This is a genomic window from Mesorhizobium sp. CNPSo 4661, assembly GCF_057784215.1.
Genome location: NZ_JBWGIO010000026.1, coordinates 1 through 19,165, shown reverse-complemented (window position 1 = coordinate 19,165; position 19,165 = coordinate 1). Strand labels below are relative to the sequence as shown.

Below are 19,165 nucleotides of genomic sequence, written 5' to 3'. Positions count from 1 at the left end.
ACAGGTATTTGATTTGGCGCAATCCCGGTCGAAACCGCCCGGCATTTCCTATTACTGGCCTGGACTTTCTAAAGATCGTCGCTCGTCGGCGCCATACGACGTTGGTTCAAGAGCAGATTGGCGGTTCGGCCGGCACATCGGCCGAACCAGGGCGAGGCGCCAAGTCAGTTGGCGGCCGCCTTCGGCTTGGACGAGCCGATCATCTTCCAGTTCTTGTAGAAGACGGAATTGATGCGCTCCACACTGACCGATACGATGGCGAGAAGCCCCGCGATCAGCTTCGGGAACGGAGACGGGCGGATGATGTCGACGAAGACGCAGTAGCGGCGGCCGTCATATTCGTTGACCGAGCGGTGGAACAGCGTGTCGTCGAAGATGAACAGCGGGTTGTCGTACCAGTAGTTCTTCTTGCTGCCGCACTGAACGAAGATTTCCGCCTGCACCGGAATCAGATTGTAGAGGATGCGCAGGCTGAGCCGCAGCGGACCGAAATGCCAGGACGTGGATTCGCGCTTGCTGAAAACGGATACCGCGATCGTCTTGATGTATTTGTAGTCCTTGTTGAATTCGGGAACGTTGTCGATCTTGTGCTTGCCGTACCACTGGTAGACATACATGCCGCGCCGGCCGGCGCCGAAATTGGCGTCGATGTCTGCGATGATCTCGTCCTTGCGGGCCTTGAAGACGCCCAGCACCTCGTTGATCTCGCGCTGATAGTCCTCGGGGAACTGCTCGGGCTTCCAGACACCGGGGTTGCGGTAGCAGAGAAGGTCGACGATCAGGTTGAATGGCGACAACAGCCAGGTGAACAGGCCATTGCCGAGGAAGTAGCGCTCGAACAGATTCAGGTTCTTCTGGTCGTTGCGCATGACATCGATCAGGCCGCAGACGACCCAGATCGTCGCCAGGATCGGGATGAAGTAGAAGGCGAGCGCGAGAACCACGACCGCGATGGCGGCCTTGCGGAGCGACTTGACGGTTTTCTTTTTCATTGTCATTCGCGCGGGAGCGCGATCCTGTTCCATGAGACAAAATCACGGCGACCCCCGCCAGCCGTGCGTCTTGATAAGATTTTTTGTTTCCCGGCACAATGCCGCCGCACGTGGTCCGCCACGGCGGCCGACCATTGGGCTGCACAACTCAGCTGTTCCGTTCGCTGCGCAGCTTTGCCCAGTATTCCAGCCGCTTGCGGATGTCGCGCTCGAAACCGCGTTCCGGCGGATCGTAGAAAGTGCGCCGACCCATCTTTTCCGGAAAATAGTCCTGGCCCGAAAACGCGTCCGGCTCGTCATGGTCGTAGCGATAGCCGGCGCCGTAATCCTCCTGCTTCATCAGCTTGGTGGGCGCGTTGAGGATGTGCTTGGGCGGCAGCAGCGAGCCGAACTCCTTGGCGGCCGCGGTCGCGGCCTTGAAGGCGTTGTAGACGGCGTTGGATTTCGGCGCGGTGGCCAGATAGACGGCGGCCTGGGCGAAGGCGAGCTCGCCTTCGGGAGAACCCAGATAGTCATAGGCGTCCTTGGCTGCATTGGCGACTACAAGCGCTTGCGGATCGGCGAGCCCGATATCCTCCACCGCCATGCGCACGAGCCGGCGGCCGAGGTAGAGCGGGTCCTCGCCGGCATCGAACATGCGGGCAAGATAGTAGAGCGCCGCATCCGGATCGGAGCCGCGCACCGATTTATGCAGCGCCGAGATCAGATTGTAATGGCCGTCCTGGCCCTTGTCGTAGATCGGGGCGCGGCGCTGGATGACGCGCTGCAGGCCCTCCGGGCCGAACACTTCGCCTTTCTTGGCGGCGCGCCAGACTTCCTCGGCCAGCGTTAGCGAGGCGCGGCCGTCGCCGTCAGCCATGCGGATGAGCATGGCACGCGCTTCGTCATCGAGCGGCAGCGCCCTGCCCTCGGTTTCTTCCGCCCGCGCCAGAAGCTTGGCGATGCTTTCCTCGCCCAGCGAACGGAACACCAGCACACGCGCGCGCGACAGAAGCGCTGCGTTCAGCTCGAAGGACGGGTTCTCCGTCGTGGCGCCCACCAGCACCACCGTGCCGTCTTCCATCACCGGGAGGAAACCGTCCTGCTGGGCGCGGTTGAAGCGATGGATCTCGTCGACGAAGAGCAGCGTCTGGCGGCCGTTGGAGCGCCTCAGCTTCGCCGCCTCGAAGACTTTCTTGAGGTCCGCGACGCCGGAAAACACGGCCGAGATCTGCTCGAAGGCAAGATTGGTCTCACCGGCCAGCAGCCGCGCCACGGTCGTCTTGCCAGTGCCGGGCGGACCCCAGAAGATCATCGAGCCGAGCGAGCCGGAAGCGATCAGCCTGGTCAGCGCGCCGTCGGGGCCAGTCAGATGCTCCTGGCCGACGACCTCGCCGAGGTTTTTGGGGCGCAATCGGTCGGCAAGCGGCCGTCCAGGTGGCGCTTTCTCCGGTTCATCGGAACTGAACAGATCGGCCATTCATGTCTTCAAGGCTAGAGGACGATCCCTTGGATCGCCTCAATAACGCAATACCTGACGCAGTATCTGCCCGCCACGCTCGACGGTAAAGCGCCACCAGCGCGTGTCCTGCTGGGCAACCTGTGCCAGCGTCGCCGCGGTGTCGATGGTGGTGCCGTTCACCTCGCGCACGATATCGCCGGGCTGGAAGCCGAAATCGGCGGCCGGCGAATCGCGGCTGATATCGATGACGGTGACGCCCTTGAGATCGGTGCGCAGGCCAAGCCTCTGGGCAAGCCTGGGCGACAGTTCCGCGACCTTGGCGCCGGAAAAGGGACTGCGGCCACGCAAGGTCACTTCACTGGGCTTGGCGCCTTCCGGCGCGCGCTCCAGTGGGATTTCCAACGTCGCCTGCTGCCCCTTGCTCAGCACGGCGAAGGTCGCCTTGGTACCGATCGACAGCGTCGCCATGCGGTAGTCGAGGGCCTCGATGCTTTCGACCGGCGTGTTGTTGAGCGATAGGATGACATCGCCCGCCTTGAGCCCCGCCTTGCCCGCCGGCCCCGTGGCGTCAACCGACGACACCAGGGCACCGGTCGGCTTCTCCATGCCGAGCGATTCGGCGATCTGCGGCGTCACCATCTCGAATTCGGCGCCGATATAGGGACGCTCGAAGAAATCGAGGCCGGCCTTGGCGGCGTCGGCGAAGGCGCGGACCATGTTCGAGGGAATGGCGAAGCCGATGCCGATCGAGCCACCGCTGCGGCTGTAGATCGCCGTGTTGATGCCGACCAGTTGGCCGCCCATGTTGATAAGGGCGCCGCCCGAGTTGCCGGGATTGATGGCGGCATCGGTCTGGATGAAATAGCCCGAATCCGAGACGCCGATATGGCTGCGGGCAAGCGCCGAGACGATGCCGCTGGTGGTGGTCTGGCCGACGCCGAACGGGTTGCCGATGGCGAGCACCAGGTCGCCGACCTCAAGCGCGTCGGAATCGCCGATGGCGATCACCGGGAACGGCTTGTCGGCCGAGATCTTGAGCACGGCGAGATCGAGCGTCTCGTCCTTGAGCATGACCTTGGAGGTGAACTCGCGTCCGTCCGCGGTTGCAACCTTCACCTCGTCGGCGTCCTTGATGACGTGGAAGTTGGTGACGATCACACCGCTCGGATCGACCAGCACGCCGGAGCCCAGCGAGGACTGCGCGCGCGGCTGGGCGCGGCCGAAGAATTCCTCGAAGAAGGGATCGCCCTCGAAGGGCGAGGTCACCTTGGCGGTCTGCGAGGCATAGACATTGACGACGGCCGGGGCCGTCTGCTTGACCAGCGGCGCGAATGAGAGCTGCACTTGCTCGCGGCCGAACGGCACGCGCTTGTCCGGGCTGGACGTGCCGTTCTCGCCTTCGACGCCATGCAAGAGATCGGTCAGCACGTCGGAAAGACCCGGATCGGCCGGCTTGGCGGCGTCCTCGGCAAAAGCCTGTCTTGTGGCCGGTGCCGCGGCGAAGACGGCTAGGGCGGCAACAAGAAACAGTCGTTTGAGCTGCATTTTCGAATCCCTCCAGATCGGGCGCCATTGTCTCGACGATTGTGCAGAATGAAAGGCTAATGCACATAATTGCGACACTTGTCGCGCAAAAGCGTGAAGCTGGAAGTGAAATTCCACGCGCCCGGCTCAAACCTCTTCCAAATGCAAAAGGGGCCCGTAGGCCCCTTGAAGTCATTGATGAAAACGCTGGCCTCAGGCAGCAGCGGCTTCCTCATTGGCGCCTTCAGCCTCGAGACGGGCGCGGTCGCCGGCGCCCTTGGCCGAGGTGTCGCGATCGACGAATTCGATGACCGCCATGGCGGCGTTGTCGCCTTTGCGGAAGCCCGCCTTCATGATGCGCAGGTAGCCGCCGTTGCGGGTGGCGTAGCGCGGGGCGAGGGTCTCGAACAGGCGCTTGACGACGCCTTCATTACCGATCTGCGCGATCACCTGGCGGCGGGCGTGCAGGTCGCCGCGCTTGCCGAGCGTCACCAGCTTCTCGACGATCGGACGCAGGTCCTTTGCCTTCGGCAGGGTGGTGACGATCTGCTCGTGCTCGATCAGAGACACGGCGAGGTTGGCGAACATCGACTTGCGGTGGCTGATGCTGCGGGCGAAACGACGGCCTTTGAAACCGTGGCGCATGGCTCTTTTCCTTCTTCAGTTGTTCAAGAGGCCACGGCCTCTGATGGTTTTCCGCATGACCGTCGGATCGAGCGGCTCACGCCGCCGATCCTTGGAATTCATGCTCAATATTGGTCTTCGTAACGCTTGGCGAGGTCTTCGATATTTTCCGGCGGCCAGTCCGGCACTTCCATGCCGAGATGCAGGCCCATGGCCGCCAGCACTTCCTTGATCTCGTTCAGCGACTTGCGGCCGAAGTTCGGGGTGCGCAGCATCTCGGCTTCGGTTTTCTGGATCAGGTCGCCGATATAGACGATGTTGTCGTTCTTCAGGCAGTTTGCCGAACGCACCGAAAGCTCGAGCTCGTCGACCTTCTTGAGCAGCGCCGGGTTGAAGGCGAGCTCGGTGACGGCTTCGGCGGCGACTTCCTTCTGCGGCTCGTCGAAGTTGACGAACAGAGCAAGCTGGTCCTGCAGGATGCGGGCGGCGAAAGCGACCGCATCCTCGCCCGAGATCGAGCCATTGGTCTCGATGCTCATGGTCAGCTTGTCGTAGTCGAGCACCTGGCCCTCGCGGGTGTTCTCGACCTTGTAGGAGACCTTCTTGACCGGCGAGTAGAGGCTGTCGACCGGGATCAGGCCGATCGGCGCGTCTTCGGCGCGGTTGCGCTCGGCCGGCACATAACCCTTGCCGGTGTCGACGGTGAACTCCATACGGATCTCGGCGCCCTCGTCCAGCGTGCAGATGACGTGGTCGGGGTTGAGGATCTCGACGTCGCCCACGGTCTGGATGTCGCCTGCGAGCACCGCACCCGGGCCCTGCTTGCGAACGACCATGCGCTTGGGACCATCGCCTTCCATGCGGATGGCGATTTCCTTGATGTTGAGCACGATGTCGGTCACGTCCTCGCGCACACCGGCGATGGACGAGAATTCATGCAGCACGCCGTCGATCTGCACGGCGGTGACAGCAGCGCCGCGCAGCGAAGACAGAAGCACGCGCCGCAGCGCGTTGCCGAGCGTCAAGCCGAAGCCGCGCTCGAGCGGCTCGGCCACCAGCGTGGTCAGCGTCTTCTTCTTCGACGAGAACTCGATCTTGTTCGGCTTGATCAGTTCCTGCCAGTTTTTCTGGATCATAAAAATCTTCCTTCCTTTGCCCCGCCACCATCCAATCGTGGCGGGCGACACGGAAAGCCGCGGAGGAACGCCGTGGCGTTCGCGCGGCGCTTAAAAATCAGACGCGGCGCTTCTTGCGCGGACGGCAGCCATTATGCGGGATCGGCGTCACGTCGCGGATCGAGGTGATGGTGAAGCCGGCGGCCTGCAGCGCGCGGAGCGCCGATTCACGGCCGGAGCCGGGTCCGCAGACCTCGACCTCGAGCATGCGCATGCCGTGTTCCTGCGCCTTCTTGGCGACGTCCTCGGCAGCCATCTGGGCAGCGAACGGGGTCGACTTGCGCGAACCCTTGAACCCTTGCGCGCCAGCCGACGACCAGGCAATCGAATTGCCCTGCGCGTCGGTGATGGTGATCATGGTGTTGTTGAAGGTCGAATTGACGTGGGCAACGCCCGACGAGATGTTCTTGCGTTCGCGACGGCGAACACGAGCGGCTTCCTTGGCCATGGTAGTCCTTTCAGTTGATCTCTACACCGCCGTAATGCCAGCGGCTCCACCTTATAAAAGCGAGTAGTGAGTAGTGAGTAGGGATTAGCGAATAGGGGCCCTACTCGCTAATGACCACTCGCTATTCGCTCAATTACTTCTTCTTGCCGGCGATCGCCTTGGCCGGGCCCTTGCGGGTGCGCGCATTGGTATGCGTGCGCTGGCCGCGGACAGGTAGCGAGCGGCGGTGACGCAGGCCGCGGTAGCAGCCGAGGTCCATGAGCCGCTTGATGTTCATCGAGACTTCGCGGCGCAGGTCGCCTTCGACCTGGTAGTCGCGGTCGATCGTCTCGCGGATCTGCAGCACTTCCGCGTCGGTCAGCTGGTTGACGCGGCGGTCCGCCGGGATGCCGACCTTGTCGACGATCTCCTGGGCAAACTTCTTGCCGATGCCGTGAATGTACTGAAGCGCGATGACGACGCGCTTGTTGGTCGGAATGTTGACGCCGGCTATACGAGCCATTTTCTTCTCTTTCTCCATGTGGGCCGGGCATGCCCGGCGCTGTCGAAGTTGCCCCGCGTCCGGTGGAGGCCGGCCCTTGCGGGAGTTTCCTGGTTCAAAGCGGATGCCTTGCCCGCAAGGGCAAGCAAAGTCCATGCCTGATAGGAAGACGGGCCGCCATACCCCAACGGCCCACTCCAGTCAAGCGCAATCGTCAATTGGCGGCCCGGCCTACTTCACCGCGGCCGCGAGCACCTTGCCGATCTCGGCGGTGACCGCATCGATGCCGGCCATGCCGTCGACGGTCTTGAGCTTGCCTTTGGCGTAGTAGTAGCCGATCAGCGGCGCCGTCTTCTTGTAGTATTCGCGCAGGCGTTCTTCGAACACCGCCGGGTTATCGTCCTTGCGCACCGGCTGGCCGGCGGCCTTGGCATCCTCGGCGCGTTTGACGATTCGCCCAACCAGCGCCTTGTCGTCGACGACGAGCTCGACGACGGTGTCGAGCGCAATGCCGCGCTCGGCGAGCATGGCCTCGACCGCGTCGGCCTGAACCAGCGTGCGCGGATAACCGTCGAGGATGAAACCCTTGGCGCAGTCCGGCTGATCGATTCGCTCGGCGACGATGGCGTTGACGATCGCATCGGAGACCAGCTCACCGGCATCCATCACCGCCTTGGCACGCTTGCCGACCTCGGTTCCGGCCTGGACTGCGGCACGCAACATGTCACCCGTCGAGAGCTGCGGTATGCCGTGTTGTTCTACCAGTCTTTGTGCTTGCGTCCCCTTGCCGGCTCCTGGCGGCCCAAGCAAAATCAGCCTCATCTGCTCCTCTTCCCCCCGCGCAACTTCGACTTCTTGATCAGGCCCTCATACTGGTGCGCGATCAGGTGACCCTGAATCTGCGCCACCGTGTCGAGCGTGACACTGACCACGATCAGAAGCGATGTGCCACCGAGGTAGAAAGGTACGCCAGTCGCCGAAATCAGAAACTCCGGCAGCAAACAGACCAGCACCAGGTAGATGGCGCCGATGACGGTGATACGCGTCAGAACATAGTCGATATATTCGGCGGTGCGCTCGCCCGGACGATAGCCCGGAATGAAGCCGGAGTGCTTCTTGAGCTGGTCGGCCGTGTCCTTCGGATTGAAGACGATCGCCGTGTAGAAGAAGGCGAAGAAGACGATCATGCCCGCATAGAAGATCATGTAGAGCGGCTGGCCGTGGCCGAGCGAGGCCAGGATCGTGCTTGCCCAGGCCGGCAGGTTCGTCGCCTGCGAGAAGCCCGCGACCGTCGCCGGCAGAAGCAGCAGCGAGGACGCGAAGATCGGCGGGATGACGCCCGAGGTGTTGAGCTTCAGCGGCAGGTGCGAGGTATCGCCCTGGAACATGCGATTGCCGACCTGGCGCTTCGGATACTGGATAAGCAGGCGGCGCTGCGCGCGCTCGAAGAAAACGATCAGCGCAATGACGACGATGGCCAGCACGATGATCGCGAGGATGAGGCCCGTCGACAACGCGCCGGTACGGCCAAGTTCCAGCGTGCCGGAGATCGCCCGCGGCAGGCCGGCGACGATGCCGGAGAAGATGATCAGCGAAATGCCGTTGCCAATGCCGCGCGCGGTGATCTGCTCGCCGAGCCACATCAGGAACATGGTGCCGCCGACCAGCGTGACGACCGTCGAGATGCGGAAGAACATGCCGGGATCGTTGACGATGCCGTTGCCGCCCTCGAGACCGATCGAAATGCCGTAGGCCTGGATCAGCGCCAGGAGCACGGTGCCGTAGCGCGTGTACTGGTTGATGATCTTGCGGCCCTGCTCGCCTTCCTTCTTCAGCGTTTCCAGCGATGGGATGACCGAGGTCATCAGCTGCATGATGATGGAGGCGGAGATGTAAGGCATGATGCCCAGCGCGAAGATCGCCATGCGCTGCACGGCGCCGCCGGCGAACATGTTGAACATGCCGAGCACGCCCTTGCTCTGCGAGGAGAAGGCCTGGGCGAAAGCGTCAGGATTGATGCCGGGAAGCGGGATGTAGGTGCCGAGGCGGTAGACGAGCAGCGCGCCGATGGTGAACCAGATGCGCTTCTTGAGATCCTCGGCCTTGGCGAAGGCCGCGAAATTCAGATTGGAGGCTAGTTGTTCAGCAGCCGAGGCCATGCCTGATTCTCCGCTAGAGCATGATGCCGAAAAGTGTGAAGCGGTCTTCGGACGACATCACGCTCTACTTCATTGATTTCCATGTCACGCTCGATGCCCGCAGCTCAGGCAGCGCGTGTCACCGAAGCCCACGAGATAAGCTCCGGACCGTAAACATGCAAGCGGCCGCGTTGACGCGGCCGCCCAATTCATCTGGTCAAAGCGCGGTTCGACGGAAAATGCGAAGTCATCCCGGTCGGCCGCGCTTCAAATCGCCGTTACTCGGCGGTGGCCGCTTCCGGCAGCTTCACCGAACCGCCGGCCTTCTCGATCTTCTCGATCGCGGCCTTGGAGGCGCCGGCCACCTCGAAGGAGAGCTTGGCCTTGAGCTCGCCGTCGGACAGCACGCGCACGCCGTCCTTGACGCGGCGGATGACGCCGGCGGCAACCAGGGCCTCGGCCGTCACGGCCGCCTTGGCGTCGAGCTTCTTGGCGTCGATCGCCGCCTGGATCTTGGCCAGCGACACAACCGCGAAGCTCTTGCCGAACAGGTTGTTGAAGCCGCGCTTCGGCAGACGCCGGTAGAGCGGCATCTGGCCACCCTCGAAGCCGTTGATGGCAACGCCCGAGCGGGCCTTCTGACCCTTGACGCCGCGACCGGCGGTCTTGCCCGAGCCGGAGCCGATGCCGCGACCGAGGCGCTTCCTGGAGTGCGTGGCGCCGTCCTTGTCACGCAGATCGTTGAGTTTCATCATTCTTCTCCTGCGCTTCCGTTCAGGCCTCGTCCACGACGCGGACGAGGTGCTGGACGGCGGCGATCATGCCGCGCACGGAAGGGGTGTCTTCCAGCGTGCGCCGCTTGTGCATCTTGTTCAGGCCGAGGCCGACCAGCGTCGCGCGCTGCTCCTTCGGCCGGCGGATCGGGGAGCCGATCTGCTCGACGGTGATGGTCTTGGTAGCTTTCTTGGCCATGGTCGAAATCCCTGGTCAGCGTCGACTATTCTTCAGCCGCAACGGCGGTGCCGCGGCGGGCCTGAAGGGTCGAGTACTTGATGCCGCGTGCGGCAGCCACATCCTTCGGATGCATCTGGCTCTTCAGCGCGTCGAAGGTGGCGCGAACCATGTTGTAGGGGTTCGACGAACCCATCGACTTGGCGACCACGTCATGCATGCCGAGCGTCTCGAAGACGGCGCGCATCGGACCGCCGGCGATGATGCCGGTACCCTGCTTGGCGGCGCGCAGCAGAACGCGTCCGGCGCCCCAACGGCCCTCGACGTCGTGATGCAGCGTGCGGCCCGAACGCAGCGGCACGAAGATCATGTCGCGCTTGGCCGATTCAGTCGCCTTGCGGATCGCTTCCGGCACTTCGCGCGCCTTGCCGTGGCCGAAGCCGACGCGACCCTTCTGGTCGCCGACGACGACGAGAGCGGCGAAGCCGAAACGACGGCCACCCTTCACCACCTTGGCGACGCGGTTGATGTGGACAAGCTTGTCCACCATGCCGTCGTCGCGCTCTTCACGCTCGCGGCCGCGGCCGCCTTCTCTACGTTCCTGTGCCATATCCTGTTCCTTGTTCTTTTCCGGAAGCACGGGTTGCTGTTTGCCGACGCCTCATGCGGGTCGCCAGCGGCGAATTTCTCCTTTGCATGATCTTGTCCGAAAAGTCTGCAACTTTTCGCTGCGCGGACCTCCCGGTTCGGGATCATGCATTAGAAGCTGAGACCACCCTCGCGGGCAGCCTCGGCCAGCGCCTTGACGCGGCCATGATAGATGTACGGGCCGCGGTCGAAGACGACTTCCTTGACGCCGGCCTTCGTGGCGCGCTCGGCGATCAGCTTGCCGACCGCGGCAGCGGCAGCGGTGTCGGCGCCGGTCTTGAGCGAACCCTTGAGGTCCTTCTCGAGCGTCGAGGCTGCGGCCAGCGTGTGGCCGTTGGCGTCGTCGATCACCTGGACGTAGATGTTCTTCGAGGTGCGGTGCACCGAAAGCCGCGGACGCTCGCCGGCGACCTTCTTCAGCTGGCGGCGCACGCGCTGCGCGCGGCGCTGGATGGTTTCTTTGGGGCTTGCCATAATGTCAGTTCCTTGCCTTCAGAAAACGGGGGCAACCCTGTGCGGTAGGCCAAGCCTCCCGCGGCCGCTCCCCGCGGCGTTACACTTCTCCGGCCCTTTCAGAAAAGTCTGCAACTTTCCCGGGCCAGGCTTATTACTTCTTCTTGCCTTCCTTGCGCACGATGCGCTCGTCGGAATAGCGCACGCCCTTGCCCTTGTAGGGCTCGGGGCCGCGATATTCGCGGATCTCAGCGGCGACCTGGCCAACCTGCTGCTTATCGATGCCCGAGACCGTGATTTCGGTCGGCTTCGGCACCGTAATGGTGATGCCCTGCGGCGTCTGATAGACCACGTCGTGGCTGAAGCCGAGCGCCAGCTGCAGGTTCTTGCCCTGCAACGCAGCGCGATAGCCGACGCCGGTGATCTCGAGCTTCTTCTCGAAGCCGTCCTTCACGCCCTGCAGGATGTTGACGATCTGCGTGCGCGACATGCCCCACTTGGAGCGGGCGTTCTTGGTCTGGTCGCGCGGCTCGACGGAGATCTCGTTGTTCTCCATCTTCACCAGCACTTCGTCGTTCACCACGAACTTCAATTCGCCCTTGGGGCCCTTAGCCGTCACGGTCTGGCCGTTGACGGACGCGGTCACGCCCTGCGGCAGCGAAACGGGTTTTTTTCCGATACGAGACATTTTTGTCTCCTTCTTTCCTTAACTGCTGTGAATGGTGAATGGTAAAATGGTGAATAGCGCGATCGAAGTCCGTGCAGTTTCACCATTCACTATTCACCACTGACCATTCACCCTTAGAAGATCTGGCAGAGGATCTCGCCGCCGACATTCTGCTCACGCGCTTCATGGTCGGCCATGACGCCCTTCGGCGTCGAAAGGATGGCGATGCCGAGGCCGTTGGCGACGTGCGGGATCGACTTGGCCGAGACATAGACGCGACGGCCAGGCTTCGAGACGCGCGCGATTTCGCGCACGACCGGGGCGCCGTCGAAATATTTCAGCTCGATCTCGATTTCCGACTTGCCGTTTTCGAAATCGGTCTGGCTGTAGTCGCGGATATAGCCTTCCGACTTCAGCACTTCGAGGACGCGGGCGCGCAGACGCGAGGCCGGAGTCGAGACGCTCGACTTCTTGCGGCCATAGGCGTTGCGGATGCGGGTCAGCATATCGCCGAGAGGATCGCTCAATGACATCTCAGTGTCTCCTTACCAGCTCGACTTGACCAGGCCCGGGATCTGGCCGGTGTTGCCCAGATCGCGAAGCGCGATACGCGAAAGCTTCAGCTTGCGATAATAGGCGCGCGGACGGCCCGTCACTTCGCAGCGGTTGCGGATACGGATCTTGGCCGAGTTGCGCGGCAGCGCCGAAAGCTTCAACTGAGCGCGGAAACGCTCTTCCATCGGCTTGGACTGATCCATGATGATGGCCTTGAGCGCCGTGCGCTTGGCGGCGTACTGATCGGCGAGCTTGCGGCGCCGGTTGTTCTTCTCGACTGAGCTGGTCTTTGCCATTTCAGATGTTTCCTTTTTCGCTGCCGTTACTGGCGGAAGGGGAAGTTGAAGGCCTTGAGCAGCGCTCTTGCCTCGTCGTCCGTCTTCGCCGTCGTACAAACGATGACGTCCATGCCCCAGACCTGATCAACCTTGTCGTAGTTGATCTCCGGGAACACGATGTGTTCCTTGATGCCCATGGCGTAGTTGCCACGGCCGTCAAAGCTCTTCGGATTCAGTCCACGAAAGTCGCGAACGCGCGGCAGCGCGATGTTCACGAGGCGGTCGAGGAACTCATACATGCGTTCCTTGCGCAACGTGACCTTGGCGCCGATCGGCATGTTCTCGCGCACCTTGAAGCCGGCAATCGAGTTGCGGGCGCGGGTGACGACGGCCTTCTGGCCGGCGATCATCGCGAGGTCCTCGGCCGCGACCGAGGGCTTCTTGGAGTCTGCGGTTGCCTCGCCGACACCCATGTTCAGCACGATCTTGTCGATGCGCGGAACCTGCATCTCGTTGTCGTAACCGAACTGCTCCTGCATCGCCTTGCGGATGGTCTCGTTGTAGACCTTCTTGAGGCGCGGCTCGTTCTTGGCAGTTGCCTGCTTGGTTTCAGCCTTAGCCATTGATGACTTCTCCCGAACGCTTGGCGACGCGCACCTTCTTGCCATCCTTCTGGATGGTGAAGCCGACGCGGGTCGGCTTGCCGTCCTTGGGGTCGGCCAGCGCGATATTCGACAGGTGGATCGGCGCTTCCTTGGTGATGATCCCGCCCTCTTGGGACTGGGTCTGCTTCTGGTGACGGCGAATGAGGTTCACGCCGCGGACGACCGCGGTGTCTTCCTTCGGCTGCACCGACAGGACTTCGCCCGAACGGCCCTTGTCCTTGCCGGCAAGCACGACGACCTTGTCGCCTTTTTTGATCTTTTGCATTGGTCCGGCTCCTTACAGCACTTCAGGCGCGAGCGAGATGATCTTCATGTGGTTCTTGGCGCGCAGCTCGCGCGGAACCGGTCCGAAGATACGGGTGCCGATCGGCTCTTTCTTATTGTCGACGAGAACGGCCGCGTTCTTGTCGAAACGGATCACGCTGCCGTCCGGGCGGCGGATGTCCTTGGCCGTGCGAACAACGACCGCCTTCATCACATCGCCCTTCTTAACGCGGCCGCGCGGAATGGCTTCCTTGATCGACACCACGATGATGTCGCCGACGGAGGCATACTTCCGCTTCGAGCCGCCCAGCACCTTGATGCACATGACACGACGGGCGCCGGAATTGTCCGCGACGTCGAGGTTTGTTTGCATCTGAATCATGACTGGCCGCCTTCTTCTTTTCTAACGGGACGGGTGCTTCACCCCTCCCCGGTCTGTCCAAAATTCGGTTCGTTCGCCCGGATCAAGCCTGATCCGAAGAGACGACAATCCAGCGCTTGTCCTTTGAAATCGGCTTCGATTCCTGGATGAACACCTGGTCGCCGACCTTGTGGGCGTTGTTCTCGTCGTGCGCCTTGTACTTTTTGGTCATGCGCACGGTCTTCTTCATCACCGGATGGGTGAAGCGACGCTCGACCTTGACCACGACCGTCTTCTCGTTCTTGTCGCTGACGACGGTGCCCTGCAGGATGCGCTTTGGCATGGTTCTCGTCCTTAAGCCTTCTTGGCCGCGGACTTTTCCGCGGCGATGGTCTTGATACGCGCGATGTCCTTGCGGACCTGCTTCACGCGCGCTGTCTTTTCGAGCTGGCCGGTGGCCTTCTGGAAGCGCAGGTTGAACTGCTCCTTCTTGAGGGCTGCCAAGTCGTCGCTCAGCTGATCCTGGGTCTTGGTCCGGATGTCTTCGGCTTTCATGATCGCCTGTCCTTATTCTGCGATGCGCTGCACGAAGCGCGTCTTGACCGAGAGCTTGGCGGCACCGAGACGCAACGCTTCACGCGCGGTCTCCTCGCTGACGCCGTCGATCTCGAACATGATGCGGCCGGGCTTGACACGCGCCGCCCAGTAGTCAACGGCGCCCTTGCCCTTACCCATGCGGACTTCGGTCGGCTTCGAGGTGACCGGCAGGTCCGGGAACACCCGGATCCAGACGCGACCGGCGCGCTTCATCTCGCGGGTGATCGCGCGGCGGGCCGCCTCGATCTCGCGCGCGGTGACGCGGTTCGGCTCAAGCGCCTTCAGCCCGAAACCGCCGAAATCCAGATTGGTGCCGCCCTTGGCGGTACCGTGGATACGGCCCTTGAACTGCTTGCGGAACTTTGTGCGCTTTGGCTGCAGCATCGTTCTAACTCCAAATTCTCAAATGTCTCAGGCGTTCTCGCGACGACGACCGCGTTCGCGCTCACCGCCGGCACCGCCGCCGCCATGCGCGGCATCACCTTCGGTCGCACGGCGCTCGGAAGCCATCGGGTCGTGCTCGAGGATCTCGCCCTTGAACACCCACACCTTGACGCCGCAGATGCCGTAGGCCGTGTTCGCCTCGGCCGTGCCGTAGTCGACATCGGCGCGCAGCGTGTGCAGCGGCACGCGGCCTTCGCGGTACCACTCCATGCGCGCGATTTCGGCGCCGCCGAGACGGCCGGAGCAGTTGATGCGGATGCCTTCGGCGCCGAGGCGCATGGCCGACTGAACGGCGCGCTTCATGGCGCGGCGGAACGCGATGCGGCGCTCGAGCTGCTGGGCGATCGACTGGGCGATCAGCGTGGCGTCGATTTCCGGCTTGCGCACTTCAACGATGTTGAGATGCGTTTCGGACTTCGTCATCTCGGTCAGCTTCTTGCGAAGCTTCTCGATGTCGGCGCCCTTCTTGCCGATGATGAGGCCCGGACGCGCGGCGTGGATGGTGACGCGGCACTTCTTGTGCGGACGCTCGATCACGACCTTCGAGATCGCGGCCTGCTTGAGTTCCTTCTCAAGATACTTGCGGATCTTGAGGTCCTCGTGCAGCAGCTGGCCGTACTCGCCGGTGTTCGCGAACCAGCGCGAATCCCAAGTACGGTTGATGCCGAGACGCAGCCCGATCGGATTGACTTTCTGGCCCATTATGCGGCCTCCCCTTTTTCCTCGACTTCACGAACGACGATCGTGAGGTGCGAGAACGGCTTTTCGATACGGCTGGCGCGGCCGCGGCCACGAGCGTGGAAACGCTTCATGACGATCGACTTGCCAACATAGGCTTCCGCCACGATGAGAGCGTCGACGTCGAGGTCGTGATTGTTTTCCGCGTTGGCGATCGCCGATTCCAGCGTCTTCTTGACCGTGCCGGAAATCCGCTTGGCCGAGAATTCGAGGTCGGAAAGCGCTGTCGCGACCTTCTTGCCGCGGATCAGCGCGGCAACCAGGTTGAGCTTCTGCGGGCTGATGCGGATCGTGCGCAGAACGGCACGAGCCTCGTTATCAGCAAGCCTGCGCGGAGCTTTGGCCTTGCCCATGATTATTTCCTCTTCGCCTTCTTATCCGCGCCATGACCGTAATAGGTCCGGGTCGGAGCGAATTCACCGAACTTGTGGCCGACCATGTCCTCGTTCACCGAGACGGGAACGTGCTTCTGGCCGTTGTAGACACCGAAGGTGAGGCCGACGAACTGCGGCAGGATGGTGGAGCGACGGCTCCACATCTTGATCACCTCATTGCGACCACCTTCACGAACCTTGTCCACCTTCTTGAGAAGGTAGCCGTCGATGAAGGGGCCTTTCCAAATCGAACGAGTCACTTGGCGTTACCTCTTCTTAGCTCTTGCGCTGATGACGCGAGCGCAGGATGAACTTGTCGGTCGCCTTGTTGGACCGCGTCTTCTTGCCCTTGGTCGGCTTGCCCCAGGGCGAAACCGGATGACGGCCACCCGAGGTGCGGCCTTCGCCGCCGCCATGCGGATGGTCGACCGGGTTCATGGTCACGCCGCGATTGTGCGGGCGCTTGCCGCGCCACACGGTGCGACCGGCCTTACCGTCGTTGATGTTGCCGTGGTCGGGGTTCGACACAGCGCCGACGGTAGCCATGCAGGAGCCGTGCACGACACGCTGCTCGCCCGAGTTGAGGCGCAAGATAGCCATGCCCTGGTCGCGACCGACGAGCTGGGCGTAACCGCCAGCCGAACGGGCGACCTGGCCGCCCTTGCCCGGCTTCAGCTCGATGTTGTGGACGATCGTGCCGACCGGCATCGAGGCCAGCGGCATCGCGTTGCCCGGCTTCACGTCGACCGCTTCGCCAGCCACGACCTTATCGCCGGCGGCAAGACGCTGCGGGGCCAGGATGTAGGACAGCTCGCCGTCGTCATACTTGATCAGCGCGATGAAGGCGGTGCGGTTCGGATCGTATTCGATACGCTCGACCGTGCCGACGACGTCGTACTTCTTACGCTTGAAGTCGATGATGCGGTACGAACGCTTGTGACCGCCGCCGATGAAGCGGGCCGTGATGCGGCCGTAGTTGTTGCGGCCGCCCGACTTGGTCAGGCCTTCGGTCAGGCCCTTGACGGGCTTGCCCTTGTAGAGGCCCGAGCGGTCGACGATGACCAGCTGGCGGGTGCTCGGCGTTACCGGGTTGAATTTCTTAAGTGCCATTGTCCTGTCCTCGCGGCCTTGCTCAGAGACCCGTCGCGACGTCGATCGACTGGCCGTCGGCCAGCGTCACAACCGCCTTCTTGACGTCGCCCTGGCGGCCAACGGTGCCGCGGAAGCGCTTGATCTTGCCCTTGCGGACGAGCGTGTTCACAGCCGTCACCTTGACGCCGAAGAGAGCTTCCACGGCAGCCTTGATTTCCGGCTTCGACGCCTTCTTGGCGACGTTGAAGACGACCTGGTTCTGCTCGGAAGCCATGGTCGACTTTTCGGTGATCGCCGGCGAGACGATCACGTCGTAGTGACGAAGGTCGGTCATTTAAAGCGCTCCTCGAGAGCCTCGACGGCGGCCTTCGAAAGGACCAGCGTGCCGCGGCGCAGAATGTCGTAGACGTTGATGCCCTGAATGGGCAGCACGTCGATGTTCGGAATGTTGGTCGCGGCCAGCTTGAAGTTCTGGTCAAGCTCGGCGCCGCCGATCACCAGGGCGTTGGTCAGCCCGAGCGTCTCGAGGTTCGCCACCAGCGCCTTGGTCTTGGCTTCGGTGAGCTTCAGCTCGTCGACGATGATCAGCGAAGAGCTCTTGGCCTTGGCCGAGAGAGCGTGCTTGAGGCCAAGCGCGCGGACCTTCTTCGGCAACTCATGCTCATGGCTGCGAACGACCGGGCCGTGTGCCTTGCCGCCGCCGCGGAACTGCGGAGCGCGAGCCGAATGGTGGCGGGCGCGGCCCGTACCCTTCTGCTTGTACATCTTGGCGCCGGTGCGCGCGATTTCGGCGCGGCCCTTGGCCTTGTGCGTGCCCTGCTGCTTCTTGGCGAGCTGCCAGCGCACGACGCGCTGCAGGATGTCCTCGCGCGGGTCAAGGCCGAAAATCTCCTCGGAGAGCTTCACCTTGCCGGCGTCCTTGCCGCCCAGCGTTGTGATCTTGAGATCCATTATTCGGCTCCCTCAGTGGCCGGGGCTTCGTTCTTGGCGGCAGCGGCACGGATCGCGGCAGGCTTCGGCGCATTGGCCGGCAGCGCAACCTTGGCGGCGTCGCGAACCAGGATCCAGGCGCCCTTGACACCAGGAACCGCGCCGCGGATCAGGATCAGGCCGCGGTCGGCGTCGGTCGAGACGACCTCCACATTCTGCGTGGTGACGCGGGTGTCGCCCATGTGGCCGGCCATCTTCTTGCCCTTGAACACCTTGCCGGGGTCCTGGCGCTGGCCGGTCGAGCCGTGCGTGCGGTGCGAGACCGAGTTACCGTGCGTGGCGCGGCCACCGCCCATGTGGTGCCGCTTGATCACGCCCTGAAAACCCTTACCGGTCGAGGTGCCGGTGACGTCGACCTTCTGGCCGGCGACGAAATGCTCGACCGTCAGCTCGGCGCCGACGTCGATCATGTTGTCGGCGGAGACGCGGAACTCGGCGACCTTGGCCTTGGGCTCGACGGAGGCGGCGGCGAAATGGCCGCGCATCGCCTTTGACGTGTTCTTCACCTTGGCAAGGCCAACGCCGAGCTGGACGGCGGTGTAGCCGTTCTTCTCCTGCGTGCGCTGGGCCACGACCTGGCAGTTCTCCATCTGGAGAACGGTGACGGGAACGTGTTCGCCGGCATCGTTATAGATGCGGGTCATTCCCACCTTCTTTGCAATCACACCTGAACGCATCGGTTCAATTCCTTTAGAGTTCCGGGCCAGGGGCACCGCCCCTTACCGCGCTCTCAATTCCCTTAGAGCTTGATCTCGACGTCGACACCGGCGGCCAGATCGAGCTTCATCAAAGCATCGACCGTCTGCGGGGTCGGATCGACGATGTCGAGCAGACGCTTGTGCGTGCGCATCTCGAACTGCTCGCGGCTCTTCTTGTCGACGTGGGGCGACCGGTTGACCGTGAATTTTTCGATCCGCGTCGGCAGCGGAATGGGGCCGCGAACGTTGGCACCGGTGCGCTTGGCGGTCGACACGATTTCGCGCGTCGAGGCGTCGAGCACCCGGTGGTCAAACGCCTTAAGGCGGATGCGGATATTCTGTCCGTTCATGCGTCAATTCCTTGTTCTGGCGCGGCGCGGGCAGCTCCCGCGCCCGCGACAGATCGGTTTCAGTCCAAATTACTCTTTGATGGTGACGACGATGCCGGCACCGACGGTGCGGCCGCCTTCACGGATGGCGAAGCGCAGCTTCTCTTCCATCGCGATCGGCACGATCAGCTCGACGTCGACGGTGATGTTGTCGCCAGGCATCACCATCTCGGTGCCG

General features: G+C 62.8%; 31 protein-coding genes. All 31 read right to left on the bottom strand.

Going from position 1 to position 19,165, the window contains the following annotated elements:
• Positions 1–164 precede the first annotated feature (164 nt).
• Complete coding sequence (locus AC0YKC_RS29590) at positions 165–992, bottom strand: aspartyl/asparaginyl beta-hydroxylase domain-containing protein (protein WP_320297967.1); 828 nt, start codon at positions 990–992, stop codon at positions 165–167.
• Positions 993–1,140: 148 nt separating this feature from the next.
• A complete protein-coding gene (locus AC0YKC_RS29585) occupies positions 1,141–2,451 on the bottom strand; it encodes a replication-associated recombination protein A (protein ID WP_488513611.1) in 1,311 nt (436 codons plus the stop codon).
• A gap of 39 nt (positions 2,452–2,490) precedes the next feature.
• Positions 2,491–3,978, bottom strand: coding sequence for a DegQ family serine endoprotease (locus AC0YKC_RS29580; RefSeq protein WP_320297969.1), 1,488 nt, complete (start codon positions 3,976–3,978; stop codon positions 2,491–2,493).
• A gap of 192 nt (positions 3,979–4,170) precedes the next feature.
• Complete coding sequence (gene rplQ, locus AC0YKC_RS29575) at positions 4,171–4,602, bottom strand: 50S ribosomal protein L17 (protein ID WP_217570559.1); 432 nt, start codon at positions 4,600–4,602, stop codon at positions 4,171–4,173.
• Positions 4,603–4,706: 104 nt separating this feature from the next.
• Positions 4,707–5,717: a DNA-directed RNA polymerase subunit alpha gene (locus AC0YKC_RS29570; RefSeq protein ID WP_320297970.1), complete on the bottom strand. Its 1,011-nt coding sequence runs from the start codon at positions 5,715–5,717 to the stop codon at positions 4,707–4,709.
• Between the two features lie 97 nt (positions 5,718–5,814).
• Positions 5,815–6,204, bottom strand: coding sequence for a 30S ribosomal protein S11 (rpsK, locus tag AC0YKC_RS29565; protein ID WP_006205444.1), 390 nt, complete (start codon positions 6,202–6,204; stop codon positions 5,815–5,817).
• 133 nt (positions 6,205–6,337) lie between these two features.
• Positions 6,338–6,706 carry a 30S ribosomal protein S13 gene (rpsM, locus tag AC0YKC_RS29560; protein WP_027170351.1) on the bottom strand — a complete coding sequence of 123 codons (369 nt, stop codon included), beginning with the start codon at positions 6,704–6,706 and terminating at the stop codon, positions 6,338–6,340.
• A 210-nt stretch (positions 6,707–6,916) separates the two neighbouring features.
• On the bottom strand, positions 6,917–7,507 hold the full coding sequence (locus AC0YKC_RS29555) for an adenylate kinase (protein WP_320297971.1): 591 nt from the start codon (positions 7,505–7,507) through the stop codon (positions 6,917–6,919).
• Entirely contained in the window at positions 7,504–8,844 is a 1,341-nt protein-coding gene (secY, locus tag AC0YKC_RS29550; RefSeq protein WP_320297972.1) for a preprotein translocase subunit SecY, read from the bottom strand. Before secY ends, AC0YKC_RS29555 begins: the two co-directional genes overlap by 4 nt.
• 257 nt (positions 8,845–9,101) lie before the next feature.
• Positions 9,102–9,575 (bottom strand): 50S ribosomal protein L15, encoded by a 474-nt coding sequence (rplO, locus tag AC0YKC_RS29545; protein WP_488513610.1) that lies wholly within the window; start codon positions 9,573–9,575, stop codon positions 9,102–9,104.
• A gap of 22 nt (positions 9,576–9,597) precedes the next feature.
• The gene (gene rpmD, locus AC0YKC_RS29540; RefSeq protein ID WP_027170355.1) at positions 9,598–9,795 is read right to left on the bottom strand and encodes a 50S ribosomal protein L30; all 198 of its coding nucleotides are present in this window, start codon (positions 9,793–9,795) and stop codon (positions 9,598–9,600) included.
• Between the two features lie 25 nt (positions 9,796–9,820).
• Positions 9,821–10,384: a 30S ribosomal protein S5 gene (gene rpsE, locus AC0YKC_RS29535; RefSeq protein WP_032933400.1), complete on the bottom strand. Its 564-nt coding sequence runs from the start codon at positions 10,382–10,384 to the stop codon at positions 9,821–9,823.
• A gap of 149 nt (positions 10,385–10,533) precedes the next feature.
• The gene (rplR, locus tag AC0YKC_RS29530; protein ID WP_027170356.1) at positions 10,534–10,896 is read right to left on the bottom strand and encodes a 50S ribosomal protein L18; all 363 of its coding nucleotides are present in this window, start codon (positions 10,894–10,896) and stop codon (positions 10,534–10,536) included.
• Positions 10,897–11,029: 133 nt separating this feature from the next.
• Entirely contained in the window at positions 11,030–11,563 is a 534-nt protein-coding gene (rplF, locus tag AC0YKC_RS29525; RefSeq protein WP_320297974.1) for a 50S ribosomal protein L6, read from the bottom strand.
• 113 nt (positions 11,564–11,676) lie between these two features.
• Positions 11,677–12,075 (bottom strand): 30S ribosomal protein S8, encoded by a 399-nt coding sequence (gene rpsH, locus AC0YKC_RS29520; RefSeq protein WP_027170358.1) that lies wholly within the window; start codon positions 12,073–12,075, stop codon positions 11,677–11,679.
• 12 nt (positions 12,076–12,087) lie between these two features.
• On the bottom strand, positions 12,088–12,393 hold the full coding sequence (gene rpsN / locus AC0YKC_RS29515) for a 30S ribosomal protein S14 (RefSeq protein ID WP_042642199.1): 306 nt from the start codon (positions 12,391–12,393) through the stop codon (positions 12,088–12,090).
• A 26-nt stretch (positions 12,394–12,419) separates the two neighbouring features.
• Complete coding sequence (gene rplE, locus AC0YKC_RS29510) at positions 12,420–12,998, bottom strand: 50S ribosomal protein L5 (protein ID WP_320297975.1); 579 nt, start codon at positions 12,996–12,998, stop codon at positions 12,420–12,422.
• Positions 12,991–13,305, bottom strand: a complete 315-nt coding sequence (rplX, locus tag AC0YKC_RS29505; RefSeq protein WP_042642195.1) for a 50S ribosomal protein L24 — start codon at positions 13,303–13,305, stop codon at positions 12,991–12,993. Before rplX ends, rplE begins: the two co-directional genes overlap by 8 nt.
• A gap of 12 nt (positions 13,306–13,317) precedes the next feature.
• Positions 13,318–13,686 carry a 50S ribosomal protein L14 gene (gene rplN / locus AC0YKC_RS29500; RefSeq protein WP_006205457.1) on the bottom strand — a complete coding sequence of 123 codons (369 nt, stop codon included), beginning with the start codon at positions 13,684–13,686 and terminating at the stop codon, positions 13,318–13,320.
• Between the two features lie 82 nt (positions 13,687–13,768).
• The gene (gene rpsQ, locus AC0YKC_RS29495) at positions 13,769–14,008 is read right to left on the bottom strand and encodes a 30S ribosomal protein S17 (protein ID WP_010909280.1); all 240 of its coding nucleotides are present in this window, start codon (positions 14,006–14,008) and stop codon (positions 13,769–13,771) included.
• Between the two features lie 11 nt (positions 14,009–14,019).
• Positions 14,020–14,220, bottom strand: a complete 201-nt coding sequence (gene rpmC, locus AC0YKC_RS29490; RefSeq protein WP_488513609.1) for a 50S ribosomal protein L29 — start codon at positions 14,218–14,220, stop codon at positions 14,020–14,022.
• Positions 14,221–14,232: 12 nt separating this feature from the next.
• Complete coding sequence (gene rplP, locus AC0YKC_RS29485; RefSeq protein ID WP_027170364.1) at positions 14,233–14,646, bottom strand: 50S ribosomal protein L16; 414 nt, start codon at positions 14,644–14,646, stop codon at positions 14,233–14,235.
• 27 nt (positions 14,647–14,673) lie between these two features.
• Positions 14,674–15,408 carry a 30S ribosomal protein S3 gene (gene rpsC, locus AC0YKC_RS29480; protein ID WP_112129139.1) on the bottom strand — a complete coding sequence of 245 codons (735 nt, stop codon included), beginning with the start codon at positions 15,406–15,408 and terminating at the stop codon, positions 14,674–14,676.
• A complete protein-coding gene (gene rplV / locus AC0YKC_RS29475) occupies positions 15,408–15,797 on the bottom strand; it encodes a 50S ribosomal protein L22 (RefSeq protein ID WP_006205462.1) in 390 nt (129 codons plus the stop codon). The genes rpsC and rplV overlap by 1 nt, the downstream gene beginning before the upstream one ends.
• 2 nt (positions 15,798–15,799) lie before the next feature.
• Positions 15,800–16,078 (bottom strand): 30S ribosomal protein S19, encoded by a 279-nt coding sequence (gene rpsS / locus AC0YKC_RS29470; protein WP_015317982.1) that lies wholly within the window; start codon positions 16,076–16,078, stop codon positions 15,800–15,802.
• Positions 16,079–16,094: 16 nt separating this feature from the next.
• Positions 16,095–16,928, bottom strand: coding sequence for a 50S ribosomal protein L2 (gene rplB, locus AC0YKC_RS29465; RefSeq protein ID WP_320297977.1), 834 nt, complete (start codon positions 16,926–16,928; stop codon positions 16,095–16,097).
• Positions 16,929–16,950: 22 nt separating this feature from the next.
• Complete coding sequence (locus AC0YKC_RS29460; RefSeq protein WP_040983033.1) at positions 16,951–17,244, bottom strand: 50S ribosomal protein L23; 294 nt, start codon at positions 17,242–17,244, stop codon at positions 16,951–16,953.
• Positions 17,241–17,861 (bottom strand): 50S ribosomal protein L4, encoded by a 621-nt coding sequence (gene rplD / locus AC0YKC_RS29455; protein ID WP_140784986.1) that lies wholly within the window; start codon positions 17,859–17,861, stop codon positions 17,241–17,243. The genes AC0YKC_RS29460 and rplD overlap by 4 nt, the downstream gene beginning before the upstream one ends.
• Positions 17,861–18,577 carry a 50S ribosomal protein L3 gene (rplC, locus tag AC0YKC_RS29450; protein ID WP_095765515.1) on the bottom strand — a complete coding sequence of 239 codons (717 nt, stop codon included), beginning with the start codon at positions 18,575–18,577 and terminating at the stop codon, positions 17,861–17,863. Before rplC ends, rplD begins: the two co-directional genes overlap by 1 nt.
• A gap of 62 nt (positions 18,578–18,639) precedes the next feature.
• Positions 18,640–18,948: a 30S ribosomal protein S10 gene (gene rpsJ / locus AC0YKC_RS29445; RefSeq protein ID WP_006205468.1), complete on the bottom strand. Its 309-nt coding sequence runs from the start codon at positions 18,946–18,948 to the stop codon at positions 18,640–18,642.
• A gap of 69 nt (positions 18,949–19,017) precedes the next feature.
• A partial coding sequence (locus AC0YKC_RS29440) for an EF-Tu C-terminal domain-related protein (protein WP_477309853.1) occupies positions 19,018–19,165 on the bottom strand: 148 nt, incomplete at its 5' end.